16 protein-coding genes and 1 tRNA gene are annotated in these 17,793 nt (G+C 67.7%); 8 read left to right on the top strand and 9 right to left on the bottom strand.

Features of this window, described 5'->3' with window-relative positions; translation table 11 throughout:
- Window positions 1-218: 218 nt before the first annotated feature.
- Genes nudC through ABD974_RS05380 form a run of 3 tightly spaced genes read right to left on the bottom strand, consistent with a single transcriptional unit; the run spans window position 219 to window position 2,825 of the window.
- Window positions 219-1,166 carry an NAD(+) diphosphatase gene (nudC, locus tag ABD974_RS05390; protein ID WP_345302268.1) on the bottom strand — a complete coding sequence of 316 codons (948 nt, stop codon included), beginning with the start codon at window positions 1,164-1,166 and terminating at the stop codon, window positions 219-221.
- Between the two features lie 10 nt (window positions 1,167-1,176).
- Window positions 1,177-1,554: an iron-sulfur cluster insertion protein ErpA gene (gene erpA, locus ABD974_RS05385; RefSeq protein ID WP_345302267.1), complete on the bottom strand. Its 378-nt coding sequence runs from the start codon at window positions 1,552-1,554 to the stop codon at window positions 1,177-1,179.
- A gap of 44 nt (window positions 1,555-1,598) precedes the next feature.
- Window positions 1,599-2,825, bottom strand: a complete 1,227-nt coding sequence (locus tag ABD974_RS05380; RefSeq protein ID WP_345302266.1) for a DUF6776 family protein — start codon at window positions 2,823-2,825, stop codon at window positions 1,599-1,601.
- A 181-nt stretch (window positions 2,826-3,006) separates the two neighbouring features.
- Here ABD974_RS05380 and ABD974_RS05375 point away from each other — a divergent pair, with 181 nt between their 5' ends.
- From ABD974_RS05375 to ABD974_RS05365, 3 genes are all read left to right on the top strand, one after another.
- The gene (locus ABD974_RS05375; protein WP_345302265.1) at window positions 3,007-3,621 is read left to right on the top strand and encodes a DUF4126 domain-containing protein; all 615 of its coding nucleotides are present in this window, start codon (window positions 3,007-3,009) and stop codon (window positions 3,619-3,621) included.
- 104 nt (window positions 3,622-3,725) lie between these two features.
- The gene (locus ABD974_RS05370) at window positions 3,726-5,600 is read left to right on the top strand and encodes an EAL domain-containing protein (protein WP_345302264.1); all 1,875 of its coding nucleotides are present in this window, start codon (window positions 3,726-3,728) and stop codon (window positions 5,598-5,600) included.
- A gap of 150 nt (window positions 5,601-5,750) precedes the next feature.
- On the top strand, window positions 5,751-8,237 hold the full coding sequence (locus ABD974_RS05365) for a hybrid sensor histidine kinase/response regulator (RefSeq protein ID WP_345302263.1): 2,487 nt from the start codon (window positions 5,751-5,753) through the stop codon (window positions 8,235-8,237).
- 109 nt (window positions 8,238-8,346) lie between these two features.
- Here the strand turns inward: ABD974_RS05365 and bfr are convergent, their stop codons facing one another.
- From bfr to acnD, 6 genes are all read right to left on the bottom strand, one after another.
- Window positions 8,347-8,817 carry a bacterioferritin gene (bfr, locus tag ABD974_RS05360; protein ID WP_345302262.1) on the bottom strand — a complete coding sequence of 157 codons (471 nt, stop codon included), beginning with the start codon at window positions 8,815-8,817 and terminating at the stop codon, window positions 8,347-8,349.
- A gap of 126 nt (window positions 8,818-8,943) precedes the next feature.
- Entirely contained in the window at window positions 8,944-9,135 is a 192-nt protein-coding gene (locus tag ABD974_RS05355; RefSeq protein ID WP_345302261.1) for a (2Fe-2S)-binding protein, read from the bottom strand.
- Between the two features lie 101 nt (window positions 9,136-9,236).
- Window positions 9,237-9,833, bottom strand: a complete 597-nt coding sequence (locus ABD974_RS05350) for an RNA pyrophosphohydrolase (RefSeq protein WP_345302260.1) — start codon at window positions 9,831-9,833, stop codon at window positions 9,237-9,239.
- A 100-nt stretch (window positions 9,834-9,933) separates the two neighbouring features.
- On the bottom strand, window positions 9,934-11,133 hold the full coding sequence (prpF, locus tag ABD974_RS05345) for a 2-methylaconitate cis-trans isomerase PrpF (RefSeq protein WP_345302259.1): 1,200 nt from the start codon (window positions 11,131-11,133) through the stop codon (window positions 9,934-9,936).
- A gap of 19 nt (window positions 11,134-11,152) precedes the next feature.
- A complete protein-coding gene (locus tag ABD974_RS05340; RefSeq protein ID WP_345302258.1) occupies window positions 11,153-11,614 on the bottom strand; it encodes an SRPBCC family protein in 462 nt (153 codons plus the stop codon).
- 46 nt (window positions 11,615-11,660) lie between these two features.
- The gene (gene acnD / locus ABD974_RS05335; protein WP_345302257.1) at window positions 11,661-14,273 is read right to left on the bottom strand and encodes a Fe/S-dependent 2-methylisocitrate dehydratase AcnD; all 2,613 of its coding nucleotides are present in this window, start codon (window positions 14,271-14,273) and stop codon (window positions 11,661-11,663) included.
- Window positions 14,274-14,469: 196 nt separating this feature from the next.
- On the opposite strand from acnD, the gene ABD974_RS05330 reads away from it, so the two are divergent.
- The 5 genes from ABD974_RS05330 (at window position 14,470) to ABD974_RS05310 (ending at window position 17,752) form a co-directional block, all read left to right on the top strand.
- Window positions 14,470-14,546, top strand: a tRNA-Met gene (locus ABD974_RS05330).
- Window positions 14,547-14,627: 81 nt separating this feature from the next.
- Window positions 14,628-14,981, top strand: coding sequence for a 6-carboxytetrahydropterin synthase QueD (gene queD / locus ABD974_RS05325; RefSeq protein WP_345302256.1), 354 nt, complete (start codon window positions 14,628-14,630; stop codon window positions 14,979-14,981).
- Between the two features lie 153 nt (window positions 14,982-15,134).
- The gene (locus ABD974_RS05320; protein ID WP_345302255.1) at window positions 15,135-15,536 is read left to right on the top strand and encodes a phasin family protein; all 402 of its coding nucleotides are present in this window, start codon (window positions 15,135-15,137) and stop codon (window positions 15,534-15,536) included.
- A 214-nt stretch (window positions 15,537-15,750) separates the two neighbouring features.
- Window positions 15,751-16,539 (top strand): TetR/AcrR family transcriptional regulator, encoded by a 789-nt coding sequence (locus ABD974_RS05315; RefSeq protein ID WP_345302254.1) that lies wholly within the window; start codon window positions 15,751-15,753, stop codon window positions 16,537-16,539.
- Complete coding sequence (locus ABD974_RS05310; RefSeq protein ID WP_345302253.1) at window positions 16,532-17,752, top strand: efflux RND transporter periplasmic adaptor subunit; 1,221 nt, start codon at window positions 16,532-16,534, stop codon at window positions 17,750-17,752. Before ABD974_RS05315 ends, ABD974_RS05310 begins: the two co-directional genes overlap by 8 nt.
- Window positions 17,753-17,793 lie beyond the last annotated feature (41 nt).

The following is a 17,793-nucleotide window of genomic DNA, read 5'->3' as shown; positions in this document are numbered from 1 at the left end:
TCGCTGCAGCGACAGTGTCAGCCTAGCGAGGCCTGCGCCCTGAAGAATTGATGCGGATCAGTCGCATTGCGTGTCGCATCGATTGATGGATTCAATGCGCACTCCGGGATACCGGAGCAAGGGCCGGGGCGGCGGTGTTGATTATTCGCAACGACAATCGGGCCGGGCCGGCCTGCAATCGGTTGCAGACGAAATCGACGCAGGTGTGACTGACTGCGTCAGTTAGTGTCGGGGTCAGGTCTACGACTTTGGTCGCAGTACCAGCATTCGATCAGCCAGCGCGAGATCGAGACCGACGGCGAGAGCAGCAGGCCGGCCTCCCGGGTTTCGCCGCGCAGCGCGGCCCCGACCTCGTCGCGGGAAAACCAGCGCGCGTCTTCCAGTTCCTCGTTCGCCTGCGGCGCATCGGGCTCGGCGTCGGCGATGAAACCGAGCATCAACGACGAGGGAAACGGCCACGGCTGCGAGGCGAGATAGCGGCTGGCGCGCACGCGCACGCCGGATTCCTCCATCACCTCGCGGGCGACGGTCTGTTCGAGGGTTTCGCCGGGTTCGACGAAACCGGCGAGGGTCGAATAACGGCGCGGCGGCCAGCTGGCCTGCCGGCCGAGCAGCAGACGTTCGCCATCGGTGACGGCGACGATCACGGCGGGATCGGTACGCGGGTAATGATCGAGGCCGCAGGCATCGCAATGCCCCTGCCAGCCGCCGCGCTGGAACACCAGCGCGCCGCCGCAGGCGCCGCAGTGACGATGCCGCTGGCGCCAATGCACGACCGCGCGCGCCTGGGCGAAGACGGTCGATTCCAACGCCGACCACTGTGCGGCGGCGGTGCGCAGATCGACCCGTCCGGCGACCGCGCCCGCGGTGCCGAAGGCGACTTCGACGCCGACCACGGCCTCGACCCCGGCTTCGGTGCAGGCGAACCACGCGTCGTCGCCCTGCATGCCGAGGAAGATCGCATCGCCGGGCGAAGGCGAGAGTTCGGCGCCGCGGATCATCGCCATCCTGCCCTCGGCGTCCGCGCGGGTGCGTCCGTCGGCATCGATCAGGACCACCCATGCGTTCGGCCAATACGCCTGCAACGCATCGCGGTTGTCGCGCAGCGCATCGGCGCGGTCCAGTGCGCCATCGACAAAGGCGAAGCGCGATGCGGGCAACGTCATGCGCGGAAACTCAGGCCGAGAAACTGCTGCCGCAGCCGCAGGTCGTCTTCGCGTTCGGGTTGCGGATCACGAACTGCGCACCGTGCAGGCTTTCGGTGTAATCGACCTGGGCACCGACGAGGTATTGCAGACTCAACGGGTCGACCAGCAGGGTGACATCGTCGGTGGCGACCGCGAAGTCGTCATCGTTCTGCTGTTCGTCGAATTCGAACCCGTACTGGAAGCCCGAACAACCGCCGCCCTGGATGTAGACCCGCAGCTTCAGCGCGGGATTGCCTTCCTCGCGGATCAGTTCGCGGACCTTGGCCGCGGCGGCGGGCGTGAAGTCGAGCAGCGATGCGGGCGCATCGGCCGCGGGCGCGGACGGCGTGGAGGCTTGGGTATCCATGCGTACAGGATGGGGCGCCGGCGTCGGGGGTTCAAGCGCGGCGTTCAACCGCCGGCGCTGCGCATGGTCTCGGGCCAGGGAAAGGACTGTTCCACCGCGCTGCCGCCTTCCGGTACCAGCCGCACCGTGACCCGCAGCGGCTTGAACCCCGCCGGCAGCATCACCTCGCCTTCCACCTGCTGGAAGTACTTGAACGAGTAGCCGAGCCCCGGGGCATTGGTCTGTTTGCGCAGCGTCGACCACGACAGGCGTTCGAGCTTGTCGTTGCGGGTGCCTTCCAGCGCCAGCGTGATCCGCCCGCTGTTCACCGCACCGCGGTTCACGTTCTGGGTGAGGGTGGCGACGAAATGCCAGGCATCGCCGCCCTGCAGGCGCATTTCGAGGTCGTGCACGCTGAGGCCCCGGCGCTGTCCGGTGGCGCCGACGAAGCGTTCGTAGAAGGCGATGTCCGCACGCAGGCCGGCGATTTCCTCGTCGCGCTCGGCCAGGGTGCGTTCCAGATCGCGGTTGGCATCGCGGCTGATCTGGTCGGAACGGCGGAGGGTCGACACTTCCTGGCTGAGCTTCTCTCCGCGCGCGCGCAATGCGGCGGCACTGCGGTCGTCGAGGTCCGCGCCGGCGAAGAACGCCGTCCACACGCCCCACAGCCCGAAACCGATGGCGAGCAGGAACACCGCGACCGCGAGATAAACCCAGCGATGACCGGCTGGATGCACCGCGGTGCCGTGGGTTCCGCCACCGGGAGGAGGCGGCCCCCGGCCGTCGCGCGGGTCGCCGGGCGCATCGTCCGGAGCGTGTGCGTCATGGACATCGTGCGGGCCCCAACCTTCACCCTGCGGGTTGCCGCCGGACGCCTGACCGACGACTCGCCAGCGGTCGTAGATGGACGGACCGGGTGACGGCTCCCCGGATTCGCCCTGCGATCGCGTTTCGGCGACGGGTACGTCCGCAGCGGGCACCTCGGCGGCGGGCATGTCGGGCACGGGGGGCGACGATTCCTCGGCCGTTGCCGCGGCAACGGAGGCAGTCGGGTGCGCGGCTTCACGGGCGCGGCGGCGTTTGCGATTGCGTTTGCCGGCGGTGGACGCGTTCGCAGGCGAATCACCCGTCGCGTGGTCTTCGGCGATGACGCTATCCACCGGCGCGGCCTCCGGATGCAGCGCCTGTTCGATCAGCGCCCGCACCGCGGGCTCGGAGGGCGCGCGCGCATCCTTCGCGCCCTTGCGGCCGGCGCGACGACGTCCGCGCAGAATCTCGGGGGTGTCGTTCATGACCCACATCCTAACCGGGCAGAAGCAACGCGGAAGTGACGCCCGCCGGCGGTTCGGCGACACGGCCCCGGGAGCCCGAGCTTAAGCATGCATCCAGCCGGCTTGCTGATACTCTGCGGCCGTGCGGCCCGACCGGCCGCGTCGGCGTCCGGCCTTCCGGGCGCTCCGCCGGGGAAATGTCATGTCCGAAGCCCATGTGTTCGCCATCGGCATCCTGCTGGCCTGGCTGGCCGGGGTGCGCGCGTATCTCACCGTGTTCGGGGTCGGCATCGCCGGCTATTTCGGCTGGCTGGACCTGCCGCCCGCGCTGGAAGCCACCACCTCGCCGTGGGTGCTGGGCGTCTCCGGCGCGCTGGCCGCAGCGGAGTTCTTCGCCGACAAGATTCCCGGCGTCGATTCGGGCTGGGATCTGCTGCAGACCCTGCTGCGCGTGCCCGCCGGCGCCTTCCTCGCCGCTGCGGCGATGTCGCCGGACGGCGACCTCGGCGCCGGCATGATGGCCGCCGGCGCCGGTGCCGCACTGACCAGCCATGTGCTGAAATCCGGCACCCGCGCACTGCTCAACACCTCTCCCGAACCGGTGAGCAACTGGACGGCGTCGGTCGCCGAGGACACCGCCGTCATCGGCGGACTCGCGCTGGTCTGGTCGCATCCGTGGATCGCGCTGACGGTGGTCGTCGGTACCGGCCTCAGCATCGCCCTGATCGTGTGGTGGCTGTGGCGGAAAGTCTTCCGCGGCGTGTCGCGGCTGCTGTCCAGCGGTTCGAATATCGGCGGCCCCGGCGCCGCCGCCTGACCGCGTCTTCCGGACGCGGGCCGGGTTCCGCGTCCCGCACCGCCGCCGGACGCTTCCCAACGTGAAACGAACCCGCATAATGCGGGTTCGAGTCGGGAGCCGCGATGTCCTTCGTTCCGCACGAACGCAATTCCTCCGCATCCCCCATCCGTCCGGGCGGCCCGGGCGCAGCCGTGCGCGCCGAATCCCCACCCGCCGGCTACTGGCGGCGCTGGTGCGCGGACGCGGCGCCGCCGGAAGCGCCGCCGGCCGGCGATCCGGCGACCACGGAGACCGTCGAAGCCGAAGCCACGCCGCAGGTGGTCCCGGTCGAGCAGGGCGAGCCGGCCTATCGCGTGATCATCGTCGAGGACGACCGCAGCCAGGCGCTGTTCGCGCAGGGCGTGCTCAAGGGCGCGGGCATGGACGCCGAAGTGGTGGCCGTGGCCAGCGAAACGATGGCCGCCATGGATCGCTTCCAGCCCGATCTGATGCTGATGGACCTGCACATGCCCGGCATGAGCGGGACCGAGCTCACCGCGCAGATCCGCAGCAATCCCGCCCATGCGCACATTCCGGTGGTGTTCCTCACCGGCGACACCGATCCCGAGCGCCACCTCGAAGTGCTCGACAGCGGCGCCGACGATTACCTGAGCAAACCGGTACGGCCGCGGCACCTCATCGCCGCGGTGCAGAATCGCGTCCGTCGCGCCCGCGCGCTGAAACTGCAGCGCGAACAGGAAGTGCGCCGGCATCCGGCCACCGGCCTGCTCACCCGCAATTACATGCTGCAGCAGCTGTCGCTGGCGTTCCCGCAACAGACGCTCGGCGCGGTGCATTTCGTGGTGATCGAAGGCACCTCGGCGCTGCGCGACCATTACGGGTATGCCGCGCTCGACGCCATCCTCACCGACGCGGGCAAACTGATCGCGAGCGTCGCCGGCGACCGCCCGGCATCGCGGCTCAACGACAACACCTTCATCGTCTACTGGCCTGGCCTGCCGCCGGATCGGCATGCCGTGTGGGCGCGGCAGCTGCGCGACGTTTTCATCGGCCACGCGCTGCAGGCCAACGGCGACAGCCTCCGCCTGCGCGCCTGCGTCGGCTACGTCGACCTGGCCCATGGGTTCCGGGATGCGGGCGCGGCCCTCGCCGCCGCCGAGGAAGCCCTGCGCCTGGCGCGCGCCGAACCGACGGCCATCGCCGCGTATCGCCCGCAGGCGGATGCGGTGTCGGAACAGGCCGCCCAACTGTTGGCGCAGTTGCAGGACGCATTGGCCAACGAACGCCTCGAACTGGCGTTCCAGCCGATCGTTTCGGTGGTCGGCGGCGACCAGGAGCAGTACCAGACCCTGGTCCGCCTGCGCGATGCCGCCGGCCTGCTGCATACCGCCGCCGAGGTCGTGCCGGTGGCGGAGCGCGCGGGACTCATGCACGAGATCGACCGCCGGGTGATGAGCCGCGCCCTGGCGATCCTGGGCGACCAGTTGCGGGGCAGCAAGCGCGCCCGCCTGTTCGTACCGCAGGCCGCACGCACGCTCGGCCAGGACAGCTACGGCCAATGGCTGCTGGAATCGCTGACCGATCTCGGCGTCGAGGGCAAACTGCTGGTGGTGGACGTGCGTCTCGGCGACGCGCTGGTGCATTCGGTGCTGCTGCGCGAGTTCTGCCAGCGGATGATGACCGCCGGCGTGCGCCTGTGCCTGAGCCAGTTCCAGACCAATCCGGAAGCCGATGCTCTGCTCGCGCAGTTGCCGCTGAGCTACGTGCGCCTGTCGCCGCACTACGCCGGCAAGATCGACCAGCAGGCCGTGCACGACGAGATGCGCCTGGTGATCGAACGCGCCCATCTGCTGGGCCTGCAGGTCATCGGCCAGCACGTCGAAGACCCGCAGACCGCCGCGAAGCTGTGGCTCAGCGGCATCGACTACATCCAGGGCGATCTGGTCCAGAGCGCCGCCGGCGCGATGGATTTCGACTTCCAGCACGCGCTGCTCTGACGGCGCCATACCGACGCGGCCCTGTCGCCGCGCTGGTCAAGCCGGCTCGGGCTGGGGCATCATCGGCATCAGACCCGCGGCCGGGCGGGCGCACCGTCGTCCGGCAATGGACGCGATGCGGGTCGACGTCGCCAATGCAGGTATCCCGATTTGAACGATCCCAAGCCCTCGCTCCTGACATTCCGCTGGTTGGCGCTGGCCACCGCGATCGGGGCCACCCTGGCCGCGATTCTGGAGACCGTGACCGACTCCGGCCCGTGGACCCTGATCGGCCTCGCGCTGGCCGCGATCACCGCGGCGATCGTCGCCTATCTCACCTACGCCTCGCGCAACTACGAACGCCACATGCAGGAAGCGGCCGAGATCGCCGCTCGCAGCGAGGCCGAGCGCAGCGAACTGCAGCGCGAGCTGCAGCGCCGCAGCCAACTGGAGCAGCAGTTGCGGCAGGCCAAGCAGGACGCCGAATCGGCGGTCATGGCCAAGGGCGAATTCCTGGCCACGATGAGTCACGAGATCCGCACGCCGCTCAACGGCATCGTGCCGATGCTCGACCTGCTGATGCACAACAAGCTGCCGGCCGACCAGGCGGAGATGGTGCATACCGCCTTTTTGTCCTCGCAGCAGATGCTGCGGATCGTCGACGACATCCTCGACTACTCGAAGCTGGAAGCCTCCAAGCTGCAGCTGGAATCCACCACCTTCAACCTGCGCGAAACGCTGGAATCGGTGATCCAGCTGATGGAGCGCCCCGCGCAGAGCAAGGGCCTGCGCCTGGGCCTGCAGATCGACCCGTCGGTGCGTCTGCCGGTACGCGGCGATCCGGTGCGGCTGCGCCAGGTCCTCAGCAACCTGATCAGCAACGCGGTGAAGTTCACCGAGCGCGGCAACATCGCCGTCAGCGTGCGCCGCATCGGCGAGACCAGCGCCCAGCATCAATTGCGCTTCGAAGTGCGCGATACCGGCATCGGCATTCCGCCGGCGGCGCAGGAGCGCCTGTTCCAGGCCTTCAGCCAGGCCGACGCCTCCACCACCCGGCTCTACGGCGGCACCGGTCTGGGTCTTGCGATTTCCAAGCGCATCATCGACCTGATGGGCGGCCGCATCGGGGTGGACTCCGAAACCGGCCAGGGCTCGACCTTCTGGTTCGAAATTCCGCTGCTCAAGGTGCAGGGCGACATCGTCGCCGCCAAGACCGTCGAACCCAGCAATGGCCGGGTGCTGCTGCTCACCGGCGACCAGCGGCTGCGCCTGCGGCTCAGCATGCTGCTGCCGAACTGGGGTCTGCGCATCACCGCCGTCGAAACCACGCAGGAAGCGCTGGATCGCATCCGCGGCGCGCTCAACCAGGGCGAGGGCTGGGCCTACACCACCGTGCTCGCGGACCTCGCGAGCGTGCGCAGCACCTCGGTGGCGCTGCAGCGCAATCTCGAGCGCCAGAACACCTACGGTCAGGTGCGCCTGATCTGCCTTCAGGGAGACGAAGCGGTGCCGGATGAACTCATGCAGACGGCGACCGTATTGCCGCGCCAGGCGCCGGACGCCGATCTGCGCGCGACCCTGCTCGGCGTGAGCGAAACGCCTGCCGCCCTCGGCGACTATCCGTCGTACGACAGCGACTCGCAGGCATCCCGTACCGACGGCCAGCCTGCGGCCATCGACGCCGCCGGCCCGCCGGCCGAACAGGAACCCGCGCGGCCAATGCGCGTCCTGCTGGTGGAAGACAACCCGGTCAATCTGATGGTGGGCCAGCGTCTGCTCAGCGTGCTCGGCACCCACTGCGACAGCGCCACCAACGGCGAAGCCGCGCTGCTGCGCATGTCCGCATCGCGCTACGATCTGGTGCTGATGGATTGCCAGATGCCGGTCATGGACGGCTACACCGCCACCCGCCGCTGGCGCGAACACGAGGCCGCCAGCGGCGGCCGACGCCTGCCGATCGTGGCGATGACCGCGAACGCGATGGCGGGCGACCGCCAGAAGTGCCTCGACGCCGGCATGGACGACTATCTCGCCAAACCCGTCACCCGCGGCGAACTCGAACGCTGCCTGTTCCACTGGCACCAGATTTCCTCGCAGCACCCCGGCGCCGAGCCGGCCACCACGACCGCATCGGCACCGGCCGCGCCCCGGCCCGCGAGCGCACCGCAGTCGCCCGATGCCACGCTCGAGGCCGCCGCCAACCGCCCCGCCATCACCGCCAACCCGTTCGTGCCGCAGCCACCGGGCGCCGCGAAACCCGCGCCGCCCCCCGCACCGCCGCCGGCGCCGGTCGAACCGCCACCGCCGGTGCTGGACGCTTCGGTGCTGGAGGAGTTGCGCAGCATCCTCGGCAACGAAGTCGACCGCCTGATCGAAGTCTTCCTCGACGACACGCCGCGACTGGTCGCCGCACTCGAAACCGCGGCAGTCGGCCCCGACTACGAGATGCTGCGCAACGCCTCGCACACGCTGAAATCCTCCAGCGCCAACCTCGGCGCGATGTCGCTGTCGAACGCGGCGAAGAAGGTCGAACTCGGCGCACGCACGCAGACGCTGGAACGCCCGGCCGTGGCGGTCGCGCTGATCGCCAACGAGTTCGCGCGCGCGCGGCAGGCACTGCGCGCGAACATGACCCAGGGCGCATCGCAGGCGGGTTGACGCTGTTCCCGGAACAGTACGTCAGCCGCCCGCGCCCGACGCTCCGCCAGAACGGAAAACGCCCGGGGGCTTCCGCCTCCGGGCGTTCGTTGGTGAGGGCGACGCGGATTCAGCTTTCGAGCTTGGTCAGCAGATAGTTCTGCTCGCCCAGGCGCGCGATCAGCGAAAGCTGGGTCTCGATCCAGTCGATATGCTCTTCCTCGGAATCGAGGATGTCCGCGAACAACTGCCGGCTGATGTAATCCGCGACTTTCTCGCAGTGCGCGATCGCCTCGCGCAGCAGCGGCACCGCTTCGAGTTCCAGCGCCAGATCGCATTCCAGCAACTCTTTCGGGTTCTCGCCGATGCGCAGTTTGCCCAGCGCCTGGAAGTTCGGCAGACCGTCGAGGAAGAGAATGCGCTCCGCCAGCTTGTCGGCGTGCTTCATCTCGTCGATGGACTCGTGGTACTCGTGCTCGGCCAGTTCCTTCAGCCCCCAGTTCTTCAGCATCTTGGCGTGCAGGAAATACTGGTTGATCGCGGTCAGCTCGTTGTAGAGCGCGCGATTGAGGAATTCGATGGTCTTGGGGTCGCCCTTCATGGCCGGCTCCTGCGTTGCGGTGGCGACACTCTATCCGCAGTCGCGCGATCGGGAAAGAAAACCGTCTGCAGCCCGGATGCTTGCGGGATGAATGCGGGCCTGATGCCTAGGCCCGACGCGCGCGGATCAGGCCGCGTGCGCGATCCCGTCGTCGTTGCGGTGCACGTCCTCGATGATCTCGGTGGCCATGCAGACGCAACTGCCGCAGCCGGCGCCGCACCCCGTGCGCATCGTCAGTTCGGCCATGGTCCGGCAGCCAGCGGCCGCGGTCTGGCGGATTTCGCGCTCGGTGACTCCATTGCAGAGGCAGACGTACATGGCGGCGGACAGGAGTTGGGAACCGTTCTCATTGGGCCACGGGTGAGAATGATTGTCAATTCCAACCCGAGCCCGCGAACGCCGCGGGCACGGGCCCGGCGCTAACCGGGTTCGGACCCGTCGGCCCCCTGCCCGCCATACGGTGCCGGCGGACGCCGGCGGGTCCGCGGCCGCGACCATCGCCGCGGCTCGAAGTTGGGCGCGGGGATCGCCTGAACGCCCGCCACCTGCCGCGCGAACGGCGCCAGATGGTGCAGCGCATGGGTGTAGACCATGCGCTTGAAGTTGACCACATGCTCCAGCGGATACCAGAAATCGACCCAGCGCCAATGGTCGAATTCCGGGGAATCGGTCAGATCCAGCTTGAGGTCGGTTTCGTCGCCGGTGAAGCGGAGCAGGAACCAGACCTGCTTCTGGCCGATGCAGACCAGCCGGTCGTGCCGACGGATCGCGCGCGGCGGCAACCGGTAGCGCAGCCAGCCCGGGGTACTGCCGAGCACGTCGACATGTTCGGGCAACAGCCCGGTCTCTTCCCTCAGCTCGCGGTACATCGCCTCGGTGGGCGTCTCGTCGCTGTTCATCCCGCCCTGCGGGAACTGCCAGCCGTCCCTGCGGACGCGCCGGGCCCAGAACACCCGGCCATCCGGGTGCATCAGGACAATCGCGACATTCGGTCGGTAACCGTCCGGATCGATCACGATGCGGACTCCTGAAATCTTTGGCCCATTGGCCGCTGTAACCGACTCTGCCATGGGCGGACGGCGACGACAAGCCGCCCCGCCACCGCCTCCGTGCCGTTCAGCTGTCGAGCGCGTCCGCCGGCACCCGCACCGCGCCGTCCATCAGCACGCGGGCGCTGCGGCTCATCACCGCCTTGCGCACCACCCACTGGCCGTCGACCTGCGCCGCTTCGGCGCCGACCCGCAGCGTGCCGGACGGATGGCCGAAACGCACCGCGGTCCTGGCACCACCGCCGGCGGCATCGCTGACCAGGGTGCCTGGGATCGCCGCCGCCGTGCCGATGGCGACCGCGGCGGTGCCCATCATCGCGTGATGCAGTTTGCCCATCGACAGCGCGCGCACCAGCAGGTCGATGTCGCCGGCGGTAATGCGTTTCCCGCTGGACGCGGTGTAATCGGTCGCCGGCGCAACGAACGCCACCTTCGGCGTGTGCTGCCGCTTCGCCGCGCCCGACACGTCCGCGATCAGTCCCATGCGCAGCGCGCCGTGGGCGCGGATGGTTTCGAACATCGCAAGGGCCTTCGGATCGCCATTGATCGCATCCTGCAGTTCGGCGCCGGTGTAGCCGATGTCGGCCGCACGCACGAACACGGTTGGAATGCCGGCGTTGATCATCGTCGCCTTCAGCGTGCCGACACCCGGCACGTCGAGATCGTCGACGAGGTTGCCGGTTGGAAACATGCTGCCGCCGCCCTCGCCTTCGCCCTCATCCGCGGGATCGATGAATTCCAGCACGATCTCCGCCGCAGGAAAGGTGACGCCGTCCAGCTCGAAATCGCCGGTTTCCTGCACCTCGCCGTTCGCGATCGGCACATGGACGACGATGGTCTTGCCGATGTTCGCCTGCCATACCCGCACCGCGAACACGCCGTCGCGCGGCAGCCATGCGGGATCGATGAAACCGTTGGCGATCGCGAACGGACCGACCGCCGTCGACAGATTGCCGCAGTTGCCGCTCCAGTCGACGAACGCGGTGTCGATCGACACTTGGCCGTATAGATAGTCCACATCGTGGTCCGGTCGCGAACTCTTCGCGATGATCACGCACTTGCTGGTGCTGGACGTCGCTCCGCCCATGCCGTCGGTGTGCTTGGCGTACGGGTCGGGACTGCCGATGACGCGCATCAGCAGCGCATCGCGCACCGGCCCCGGCACCTGCGCCGCAGGCGGCAGATCGTCCAGTCGGAAGAACACGCCTTTCGACGTGCCGCCGCGCATGTAGGTGGCGGGGATGCGGAGCTGTGGCTGTGCGGTCATGGCGGGCGTGTTCCGTGGATCAGGGGTTGTCCGGAATCTCCGGATCGACGAGGTGGGCCAACAGGATCAGCGACTCCTGCCAGCCGAGGAAGCAGAATTCGGGAGGAATCGCCGCGGGAATGCCTGCCTGCACGATGCTCAGGTCGGTGCCGCACAGGACCGGCGTCAGCACGATCTCGACCCGCATTTCGCCGGGCAGATTGGGGTCGTCGAAACGGTCGGTGTGGACGATGCGCGCGTTCGGCACCAGTTCGACGTAAGTCGCGGAGAAACCGTGGCTGGCGCCGGTGCCGAAGTTGGTGAACGACATGCGATAGCCACCGCCCACCCGTGCGTCCATCGCATGGACCCTGCCGGTGAAACCGTGCGGCGGCAGCCATTTTTCGAGCGCTGCCGCATCCAGGAAGGCGCGATAGACGCGCTCGGGCGGGGCGCGCAGGACGCGGTGCAGGCGAACGGTGCCGGTGCCGGGGTCGGACATGATCGATCTCCTTTCTTGTCGGATGGACACAGGAACGACGAATGGCTTACGCGGTTTTCGACATCTCCAGGAAATCCTGCGCGAAACGCTGCAGCACCCCACCGGCGTCGTAGATCGAGACTTCCTCGGCGGTATCGAGTCGGCAGGTCACAGGTACCTCGACGCGTTCGCCATTGCGACGGTGGACGACGAGGGTGAGATCCGCGCGCGGTGTGCGCGCACCGGTCACGTCGTAGGTTTCGGTGCCGTCGAGGCCCAGGGTCAGGCGTGTGGTGCCCGGTTTGAACTCCAGCGGCAACACGCCCATGCCGATCAGATTCGTGCGATGGATGCGCTCGAAACCTTCGGCGACGATGACTTCGACACCGGCGAGACGAACGCCCTTGGCCGCCCAGTCGCGCGAGCTGCCCTGGCCGTAGTCGGCACCGGCGACGATGATCAGCGGTTGGGCGCGTTCCATGTAGGTCTCGATCGCTTCCCACATGCGCATCACCTGTCCTTCTGGCTCCACGCGCGCCAGCGAGCCCTTCTTCACCGTGCCGTCGGCATTGCGCACCATTTCGTTGAGCAGGGTCGGGTTGGCGAAGGTCGCGCGCTGCGCGGTGAGGTGGTCGCCGCGATGCGTGGCATAGGAATTGAAATCCTCTTCCGGCAGGCCCATCTTCGCGAGGTAGGCACCGGCCGCGCTGTCGAGCAGGATCGCGTTCGACGGCGACAGATGATCGGTGGTGATGTTGTCGCCCAGCACCGCCAGCGGCCGCAGCCCATGCAGGGTCCGCGGCCTGGCCAGCGCACCTTCCCAGTACGGCGGACGGCGGATGTAGGTGCTCATCGGGCGCCAGTCGTACAGCGGACTGACGCGCTCGCCGTGTTCCACCGTCACCTTGAACATCGGCTCGTAAACCTTGCGGAACTGTTCCGGCTTGACGCTCGCCTTCACGATCGCATCGATCTCGGCGTCGCTCGGCCACAGGTCCTTCAGCGTGATCGGATTGCCCGCGGCATCGTGGCCCAGCGCGTCCTTCTCGATATCGAAACGAATCGTACCGGCGATGGCGTAGGCCACCACCAGCGGCGGCGAGGCGAGAAACGCCTGCTTCGCGTAGGGATGGATGCGTCCGTCGAAATTGCGGTTGCCGGAGAGCACCGCGGTCGCGTAGAGATCGCGATCGATGATTTCCTGCTGGATCTTCGGATCGAGCGCGCCGCTCATGCCATTGCAGGTGGTGCAGGCGAAGGCGACGATGCCGAAGCCGAGCGCTTCGAGATCGTCCTTCAGCCCGGCTTCTTCCAGATAAAGCGCGACCGCCTTCGAGCCGGGCGCCAGCGAGCTCTTCACCCACGGCTTGCGCACCAGGCCCGCGCGATTGGCATTGCGCGCCAGCAGACCGGCGGCGATGACGTTGCGCGGGTTCGACGTGTTGGTACAGCTGGTGATCGCGGCGATGATCACCGCGCCATCCGGCATCAGGCCTTCGGCTTCCTGCGCGCGCGCGGCGTCGAGGTTGCCGGCGATGCCCTTCGCGGCGAGATCGCTCACCGCAACGCGGGCATGCGGGTTCGACGGTCCGGCCATGTTGCGCACGACCGTGGACAGATCGAAATGCAGCGTGCGCTCGTATTCGGCGGTGACGAGCGCATCGGCCCACAGGCCGGCCGACTTCGCATAGGTCTCGACCAGCGCCACCTGTTCGTCGCTGCGACCGGTGAGGCGCAGATAATCGATGGTATTGCCGTCGATGAAGAACATCGCCGCGGTCGCGCCGTATTCCGGCGCCATGTTCGAGATCGTCGCGCGATCGCCCAGGGTGAGCGCAGCAGCGCCCTCGCCGCGGAATTCGAGGTAGGCACCGACCACCTTCTGCTTGCGCAGGAATTCGGTCAGCGCAAGCACGATGTCGGTCGCGGTGATGCCGGGCTGCGGCCTGCCGCCCAGTTCGACGCCGATGATGTCGGGGAGTCGCATCCACGAGGCCCGGCCGAGCATCACGTTTTCCGCTTCCAGACCGCCGACGCCGATGGCGATCACGCCCAGCGCGTCGACGTGCGGCGTGTGACTGTCGGTGCCGACGCAGGTGTCGGGATAGGCGATACCGTCCTGCACACCGATCACCGGCGACATCCGCTCCAGGTTGATCTGATGCATGATGCCGTTGCCCGGCGGAATCACGTCGACGTTGCGGAACGCGCGCTTCGTCCAGTCGATGAAATGGAAACGGTCTTCGTTGCGGCGATCCTCGATCGCCCGGTTCTTCGCGAACGCATCCGGGTCGTAGCCGCCGCATTCGACGGCGAGCGAGTGATCGACGATCAATTGCACCGGGACGACCGGATTGACCTGCGCCGGATCGCCGCCCTGGTCGGCGATGGCGTCGCGCAGGCCCGCCAGATCCACCAGCGCGGTCTGACCGAGGATGTCGTGACACACGACGCGCGCCGGGAACCACGGGAAGTCGAGGTCCCGCCTGCGCCCGATCAGCTGGCCGAGAAAGTCTTCGAGGCGGGCCGGATCGGCGCGGCGCACCAGATTCTCGGCGAGCACGCGCGAGGTATAGGGCAGGCGCGCCCACGCGCCGGGCTGGAGCGCATCGACGGCCTCGCGGGCATCGAACCAGTCGAGGCGGGTGCCGGGCAGCGGCTTGCGGTGTGCGGTATTCATGCGGGTCGTCCGGGGCGGAGCGATCGCGCAACCGGCCCTGTGACGGGCGAAGGAATGACGCCGGCAGGCGCAGCGCGATCAGGCGAAGGAGCCGCCATTATCCGGGAGCGGCCGCCGCAGCGTCATCCTCGGCGGCATCGTCCATTGGCCGCGGTTGACGGCGGGCGGCGCGGCGTGGACAATTCCCGCCCCTTGTGGCTATGTAGCTCAGCCGGTTAGAGCACAGCACTCATAATGCTGGGGTCGGTGGTTCGAGTCCACCCATAGCCACCATCCTTCCGACCACGGCCGTACGCAGGGCGCAAGCGCAGCCCGGCGCGATCCGGAACCCGTCGTCCCCGGAACTTCTTCCCCATGGATATCTTCAAGGTCTTCACCCTCGAAGCCGCCCACCGGCTGCCCAACGTGCCGCCGGGCCACAAATGCGCGCGCCTCCATGGCCACTCGTTCCGCATCGAGATCCATGTCTCCGGCGACCTCGACCCGCAGACCGGCTGGGTCATGGATTTCGCCGACATCAAGGCCGCGTTCAAGCCGCTGTACGACCAGTTGGATCACCACTACCTCAACGACATCGAAGGTCTGGAGAATCCGACCAGCGAGCGGCTGGCGGCCTGGATCTGGGACCGGCTGAAGCCGGCCCTGCCCCTGTTGAGCGAGATCGTGGTCCACGAGACCTGCACTTCCGGCTGCCGCCATCGGGGCTGAGCCCCGCTAAGCCCAACAAGCGATTGATTCTGGACGGGCTCGTTCCCGTGGGTGCCGTTCGTCGGCTCCATGTTGCAGTGCAACAAAAATCGAATTATGTTGCACCGCACAAACCGGCATTCCCTGCCGGCACCCCAGCCTCAGGAGTCCGCCATGTACCAGCAGTTCAACGACCAGTTCGCCAAGTCGACCCGCCAGTTCGCCGATACCACCGCGCAGGTCGGCCGCCTGACCCTCGAGAACACCGAAGCCGTCTTCGGCCTGCAGCTCGCCGCCATCGAAGAAAGCATGAACGCCACCTTCGCCTTCTGGGGCGAGCTGGCGGACGTCCGTGATTTCGACGGCCTCAAGGCCGTTTGGCCGAAGGGCGTGCAGATCGCCCGCGAGAACGTCGAGCGCAGCATCGGCACCGGTCAGGAAGTCTTCGGCCGCACGCTGAAGACCAACGAAGCCATCGCCCAGATCGCCAAGGGCCAGTTCGAAACCGTCGCCGCCACCGTGCAGGCCGACGCCGAGAAGGTGGTCAAGGCTGCCGGTCGCAAGACCGCCCGCTGAAACAGGCAAGACACCGGTCGCGCCGTCCCTCCCCGGCGCGCTCCGGCGCTCTCTCCCACCCGGCAGCCCAGCTGCCGGGTTTTTTTTGCCTGCCTCAAGGGCGATCGAGGCACGATCGCCGCCAAACGAGACATGCAATCCAACAAGAATCATTCTTGCTCAAATTTTGAATCTGGTTCAAAATTGTCTCCCGCACCCACGCCGGCCATGCGCCATGAGTACCAAGGATCGCCGCCAGCGCGAACGCGCCGAGCGCGAACAGCGCTTCCTCGACAAGGCCCAGGCGCTGATCCAGCGCGACGGGCTGCTGTCGTTGCAGATGTCGCGGATCGCCGAAGAATGCGACTACGCCATCGGTACCCTCTATCAGCACTTCGCCAGCAAGGAGGATCTGCTGGTCGCCCTCGCCACCCGCAATTGCCTGAGCCGGGTGGATCTGTTCGAACGCGCCGCGCACTGGCACGGCCCCACCCGGGAGCGGATGGTGGCGATCGCGCTGGCGGATCTGATGGTGATCCGGGCCCGTCCCGAGCACTTCAGGCTCGAGCAGTTCGTCTGGACCGACGTGATCTGGGGCGCGGCTTCGGCCGCCAGCCGGCAGCGTTCCCTGGACGCGAGCGCGCCGCTCGCCGCGCTCATCGACGGCATCTCGCAGGCGGCCATGGCCGCAGGCGATCTCCCCTCCGACCTCGGCCTGTCGGCCAAGGCCCTGACCATCGGCCCTTGGACCCTGACACTCGGCATGCATACCCTGAGCCACACCGAAGGATTGTTCGAAGCGCATGCGCTGGGCGATCCGTATCGGCTGCTGATGAAACATCTGCATTACCTGCTCAACGGCTACGGATGGCGGCCACTGTTCGACCCCTCCGACGATGAAGCTCTCGACGCGTTGAACGCGCGGCTTTGCCGCGACATCTTCGGAAGCGTTTGTCCGCAACTCGAATCTCCCCTGCCCACGTCCCGCATCGCGCGCCCTGCCCAGGTATCCGCCCATGAATGACCCCAGACCGAGCCCTGCCGTCGAGGCGCCGAAACCGATCGCACGCAAACCCTCCACCGTGCGACGCATGGTGTTCATGCTGATCGCCGCCGGCGTCGTTTTCGGCGGGGTGTTCGCGGTGAAAGCGATGATGGACAAGGGCATGAACGATTTCTTCGACAACCAGTCGCAGCCTGTGGCCGCGGTGTCGGCCTACGTGGCGAAGGCCGAACGCTGGCGCGACGACGCGGAAGCGGTCGGTACGTTCGTCGCGGTGAACGGCACCGATGTGACCACGGAGGCCGGCGGCGTGATCCGCGAGATCCTGTTCAAACCGGGTCAGCAGGTGCGCGCCGGCACCGTCCTGGTCCGCCTCAACACCACCAACGAAGAAGCCACGCTGCGCGCACTTGAAGCCGCGGCCAAGCTGGCGGTGGCGCAGCGCGATCGCTGGCGCACGCTCGGCGCGCAGAAGCTGGTCTCGCAGGATGAAGTCGAGCAGCGCGCGGCCGATGCCGCCGCGAAGCTCGCGCAGGTCGAGGCGCAACGTGCGGTGATCGCCCTGAAGACCATCCGGGCACCGTTCGACGGCGTGCTCGGCATCCGCAAGATCAACCTCGGCCAGTTCGTGAATCCGGGCGACCCGCTGGTGAACCTGCAGTCGCTCAATCCCATCCTGCTCGATTTCACACTGCCGCAGCAGCGCATGGGCGATGTGCAGGAAGGCACGGCGATCCGCGCGACCCTCGATTCGCTGTCGGGACAGGTCTTCGACGGTCGGATCACCGCGATCGAACCGCAGGTCGACGCGCAGACCCGCAACTTCACCGTCCAGGCCAGCTTCGTGAACGACGACGGCGCCCTGCGGCCGGGCGTGTTCGCCAAGGTCGCCTTCGCGCTCGGCGGCGAACGCTCGGTGGTCGTGGTGCCGCAGACCGCGGTCAGCTTCAACCCCTACGGCAACGCGGTGTACGTGATCGAGGAAGTCGAGCGTGCGGAGGGCGAGAAGGATGCCGAGGGCAAGCCGCTCACCGGCAAGAAGCTGGTCGTGCGGCAACGCTTCGTGAAGACCGGCGCCACCCGCGGCGACCTCGTCGCGGTGACCGAAGGGCTCAAGCCGGGCGAGCGCGTGGTGACCAGCGGTCTGTTGAAACTGCGCAACGATGCCGAGATCACCATCAACAACAAGGTGCAGCCGGCCGCCGAGGCCGCGCCGAAACCCGGCAACAGCTGACGCACGGACGACATCCGACCGGGATCCGGACGACATCAGGC

It is taken from the genome of Lysobacter hankyongensis (assembly GCF_039543145.1).
Lineage (GTDB): Bacteria > Pseudomonadota > Gammaproteobacteria > Xanthomonadales > Xanthomonadaceae > Lysobacter_I > Lysobacter_I hankyongensis.
Note: the sequence above shows the minus strand (reverse complement) of the source record. Positions and strands in the feature narration are given on the sequence as shown.

Bases quoted from the DNA above. Each gene is read 5' to 3' on its own strand.
- nudC (WP_345302268.1), bottom strand. From the start codon at position 1,166: ATGACGTTGCCCGCATCGCGCTTCGCCTTTGTCGATGGCGCACTGGAC.
- erpA (WP_345302267.1), bottom strand. From the start codon at position 1,554: ATGGATACCCAAGCCTCCACGCCGTCCGCGCCCGCGGCCGATGCGCCC.
- ABD974_RS05380 (WP_345302266.1), bottom strand. From the start codon at position 2,825: ATGAACGACACCCCCGAGATTCTGCGCGGACGTCGTCGCGCCGGCCGC.
- ABD974_RS05375 (WP_345302265.1), top strand. From the start codon at position 3,007: ATGTCCGAAGCCCATGTGTTCGCCATCGGCATCCTGCTGGCCTGGCTG.
- ABD974_RS05370 (WP_345302264.1), top strand. From the start codon at position 3,726: ATGTCCTTCGTTCCGCACGAACGCAATTCCTCCGCATCCCCCATCCGT.
- bfr (WP_345302262.1), bottom strand. From the start codon at position 8,817: ATGAAGGGCGACCCCAAGACCATCGAATTCCTCAATCGCGCGCTCTAC.
- ABD974_RS05355 (WP_345302261.1), bottom strand. From the start codon at position 9,135: ATGTACGTCTGCCTCTGCAATGGAGTCACCGAGCGCGAAATCCGCCAG.
- prpF (WP_345302259.1), bottom strand. From the start codon at position 11,133: ATGACCGCACAGCCACAGCTCCGCATCCCCGCCACCTACATGCGCGGC.
- ABD974_RS05340 (WP_345302258.1), bottom strand. From the start codon at position 11,614: ATGTCCGACCCCGGCACCGGCACCGTTCGCCTGCACCGCGTCCTGCGC.
- acnD (WP_345302257.1), bottom strand. From the start codon at position 14,273: ATGAATACCGCACACCGCAAGCCGCTGCCCGGCACCCGCCTCGACTGG.
- queD (WP_345302256.1), top strand. From the start codon at position 14,628: ATGGATATCTTCAAGGTCTTCACCCTCGAAGCCGCCCACCGGCTGCCC.
- ABD974_RS05320 (WP_345302255.1), top strand. From the start codon at position 15,135: ATGTACCAGCAGTTCAACGACCAGTTCGCCAAGTCGACCCGCCAGTTC.
- ABD974_RS05315 (WP_345302254.1), top strand. From the start codon at position 15,751: ATGAGTACCAAGGATCGCCGCCAGCGCGAACGCGCCGAGCGCGAACAG.
- ABD974_RS05310 (WP_345302253.1), top strand. From the start codon at position 16,532: ATGAATGACCCCAGACCGAGCCCTGCCGTCGAGGCGCCGAAACCGATC.